This is a genomic window from Catellatospora chokoriensis (assembly GCF_011297315.1).
GTDB classification, from domain to species: Bacteria; Actinomycetota; Actinomycetes; order Mycobacteriales; family Micromonosporaceae; genus Catellatospora; species Catellatospora citrea.
Genome location: NZ_JAAOTI010000067.1, coordinates 1 through 3795, shown reverse-complemented (window position 1 = coordinate 3795; position 3795 = coordinate 1). Strand labels below are relative to the sequence as shown.

Sequence of the window (3795 nt, the reverse complement as noted above, 5' to 3'; positions counted from 1 at the left end):
GTCTTCCAAACTGACTACGCGAGTTCGATTCTCGTCGCCCGCTCCAAAGAGAAAGGCCCAGGTCACTGGCGGATTCGCCGGGCCTGGGCCTTCTTCGTGTACGAGACCACTTAGGCCCCGTGCCAGCCACGTGCCGTTAGCGCCTCGCCAGCACCCCTCCGGTGTCGTCGCCCTGGTCGTCATCGGCGGGCGCGGTTGGGTCAGAGTCCGGCCGCTTGTGACGCATGATCCGGTCGTCCATGCCGGTCGCGATCTCCTTGTCGCGGTCACGAGTGGCGTGCTGGTAGATCAGCGCCGCGCGCATGCTGGAGTGGCCCATCCGGTGCATCAGTTCCCTGGTGCTCGCCCCGGTCGTGGACGCCAGATGGTTGCCCGTGTGGCGCAGGTCATGGAAGGTGAACCCGTCAGGAAGGCCGACGCGGCGGACGGAGGTCTTCCACTTCACCGCCCGGCTGAAGTTGCCGGAACGGAGCAGCGCCGCCCTCTCCCCCGTGAACACGATCGCGTTGTCGCCTGTCGCTACGTACCTGTCCAGGTGACCGCGCAGCACGTCAACGGCCGCCCTGGGGACTGCCACCTGTCGCTTGCCCGCCTCCGACTTCGGCGCACCGAACTCCAGGCGCTTGCGCAGCGCAGCCAGCTTGCGGGGAACGCGTACGACCGCCTCGTCCAGGTCGACATCACAGCGGCGCAGCGCGGCCAGCTCACCCCAGCGCAGGCTGGAGAACGCGGCGAAGATGACCAGTGCGCGGTACCGCTCCGGCATCACCTCCGCCAGCGCGTAGACCTGCGGAACCTTGGCGACCGGCCGCTCTGGGGTGTGGTACCGGTCGTAGCCCTTGATGCGGCAGGGGTTCTCGCGGATGATGCCGTCTTCCTTGATCGCCGTGTTCAGGATCGCGCGCAGGAGGGAGTACGACTTGACCGCCTGAGGCTCCGAGGTGCCGCCGTCCAGCAAGTGCTTGCGCCAGGTCCGGATGGTCTGTGGCTTGATCGCGCCCAGCGGCAACCTGCCGAGGTGGGGACCGATGTGCAGCCTGAACAGATCTTCGTAGCCCTCGCGAGTACGGGGCTCCAGCTTGCGCTCGGCTATCCAGCGCGGCCCGTACTCGCTGAGCAGGATCTCCCCCGCTTCCGGCGGCACCCACTCCCTCTTGATGATCTCTGACTCCACCAGCGTGAGCCACTGCACCGCCTGGCTCTCCTTGTCGAAGGTCTGCGGTGCCTTGCGCTCCAGACCATCCGGGCCGACGTAGCGGGCTTGCCATCTGCCAGACGGCAGCTTCCGGACGTTGCCGAAACGCCGACGACCCTTCTGACTCGCCATCACCCGATCTCCCTCAGCTGCTGCCGAACCTGGCTGCGGGTCATTGGATCGATCCGGTTGCGGTCGACGTACTCACGCACCGCTTGTGTCGTGAACCGGACCAGGCGTCCGACCTTCACGTAGGCGATGCGCCGCTCGGCCACGAGACGCCGCACGAACCTGGGCTTGGCGCGTAATAACGTGGCGACTTCCTCACCGGTCAGCAGCTGCTCGTTCACTGCGGTCCCCCTCCGTGATTGGTAGTGCAAGCGGTTGGTGATCCCGTCCGAGCTGGGCCAGGACGGCGGTAGGACGGTCCGGGACGGCCAGGACGAGGACCGAGCCGGTCGCGGCGCTGGGGTGTCCTCATCGGTCAGGCGGCCAGGGTCAGGTGGGCGGTGCCGGTCGGTGATGAGGCAGCGCGGGCGTGTTCGAGTTCGGCGTGCCATCGGCGGCGTTCGGAGACGGCGCGCATGAGCCGGACGGCGAGGCTGTCGACATCGGGGTCTTCGGGCCGGGCCAGCTCGAAGGAGTACCGGTTGGCGTCCTCGGCCGGGGTCGCCTCGTCGTCGGCGAGTGCGCCGGCAAGGACGGTGCGGACCCAGGCGCGGTTGTCGGCGCGGTGGTCGGCCAGGGTCTTGCCCGACCACTGTCGCGAGACGAGGACCCGGCGTCCGGTGAACCCGAGCGTGGTCCGCTGGTGGACCTTGCCCGAGCAGCGGCCCGGCACCAGGCCCGGTTTAACCCCGTCCGGCTGGACGCCATAGAGCAGCCAGTTCGCGCACGTCGGGGAGCAGGGCAGCACGGCCAGTTCGGCGTGGAGGCGGTCGAAGTGGGCCTGCTGTGGGTCGGTGCGCGGGTGGGTGTTGTCGACCAGGTCTTTGGTCAGGTACTTGGTCACGTACCGGATCGCGCGCTCGGCGTCCTTGGTGCCGTGCTCGATCCCGCGTGCGTCGACCCGCCCGAGCCGGATCACATCGGCCGGGGTGGCGTCCTCGTCGTCCAGGGCGTCAAGCGCGGCTTGCCATGTCGTGAGCGGCTGGCCGCTGGCCGGGTCGCAGTAGGCGCCGACCTCCGGGCTCCAGACGGGGACCTTGCCGCCGACCTTGTAGACCGGCGCGTCGAAGGGCGGCCACCACACCTGGTGATAGGTCGCAGCAGCGACCTGGCGCATCAGCGCACGAGGCACCGTCCCCCGGACTGCGAAATGGGCGTGCGGGGCGAAGCGCTTCTGCAGCTCGACCGCTCCGGCGTACTGAACGTTCCAGCCAGCGGCCCGGCGCAGGTTCTGCCAGAACCGATCCAAGACCTTCGCGAAGTGGATCGCATCCAGCGCAGCACGGCGGTAGTCGTAGCTGGCCGGGTCGACCGGGGTGCCGATCAGCGGATCGAACTCCGCGTGCAGCCGCCCGCACTCACACGGGGCCACCCAACTGCCGCGTCGGCGGGCCGAGTGCACCGGACCGTGCGAGTCCAGCGTCAGCGTGAGCAGCGTCGAAGGGCGATGCGTTTTCCCGTCCTTACCGCGGTAGACCCGGCCGACCGTCTTTGCCTGCACCGGCAGCTTCGGCAGGTCCACGGCGTCAGCGCGTCGGCGGGTCGAGCGAACGCGCTTGGGGGCGATGTCGGCGTCGGGGACCAGGGTGCCCCGGATCCGGCACGCTGACAGCTGCTCGTCGATGTCGGCCACGGCGGAGTCGATGTCGGCCAGCTGCGCGGCCCGCTCGACCGGGGGCAGCTGCTCGTAGGCCAGGGCGGCGCGGTCGAACTCCAGATGCGCCCGCGTGGTCACCAGCGCCACCACGTCGTCGGCGGGAGCCTCCACCGGCACGGTCGGCTCGTCTTCGAGGTGCCAGCCCTCGCGGATCTGCTGGCGGCGCAGCTTGCGGGCACGCTCGGCGCAGGGCTTGCACTTGGACGCCAGACGCGCGCCGCACGGAACGTCGATGACCTCGGTCCGGCCCGTCTCCAGGTCGGTGCGCCGGATGGCCAGGGGGCGGACGCAGACGCCGTTGTGCTCAGCGATCGTGACCAGGACTTCACGGGCGATCGGCATCGCCAGCCGGTCGGCGCGTGACCCGGGCCGTGCTGGCTCAGGGTCACGCTCGATTGGTTCGGTGGGGCTGGTCACCGCAGTTCCCACACGTACATCAGGTCATCGGCGTCACTGCCGTAGCAGACCAGCTCCGGACGGCCCGCCGACTTCGGGGCGGGCAGGTTCTTCGTGGCCTCGGCCAGCAGCTGCGCGACCCGCGACGACGGAGCCGGGACCTCCATCAGCCCACCAGCGCACGGGCACCCGCCGACCTGGGAACCGTCGCACTCCGAGCAGACCTGCCACACCGATTGGTCGTGCAGGTCCACGCACTTCTGCGACTGGCACCAGCGCTCACCACACCAGAGACAGAACTGAGCGAAGTTCAGCCGAACGGGCTTGAGGACAACCCCCGCAGGGGCGGTAGTCTGGGTGTGCATCGTGATCCTCTCCG

The 3795-nt window shown here is 69.2% G+C and carries 4 protein-coding genes; all 4 read right to left on the bottom strand.

Translation table 11 applies throughout. From position 1 onward, the window contains the following. Window positions 1–136: 136 nt before the first annotated feature. A complete protein-coding gene (locus tag HAV39_RS41950; RefSeq protein ID WP_191844645.1) occupies window positions 137–1327 on the bottom strand; it encodes a tyrosine-type recombinase/integrase in 1191 nt (396 codons plus the stop codon). Next, window positions 1327–1545, bottom strand: coding sequence for a helix-turn-helix domain-containing protein (locus HAV39_RS42420; protein ID WP_203736806.1), 219 nt, complete (start codon window positions 1543–1545; stop codon window positions 1327–1329). Before HAV39_RS42420 ends, HAV39_RS41950 begins: the two co-directional genes overlap by 1 nt. A 134-nt stretch (window positions 1546–1679) precedes the next feature. Continuing rightward, a complete protein-coding gene (locus HAV39_RS41940; RefSeq protein WP_244958924.1) occupies window positions 1680–3362 on the bottom strand; it encodes a replication initiator in 1683 nt (560 codons plus the stop codon). A 71-nt stretch (window positions 3363–3433) separates the two neighbouring features. Next, on the bottom strand, window positions 3434–3583 hold the full coding sequence (locus HAV39_RS41935; RefSeq protein WP_191844642.1) for a hypothetical protein: 150 nt from the start codon (window positions 3581–3583) through the stop codon (window positions 3434–3436). Window positions 3584–3795: the final 212 nt, after the last annotated feature.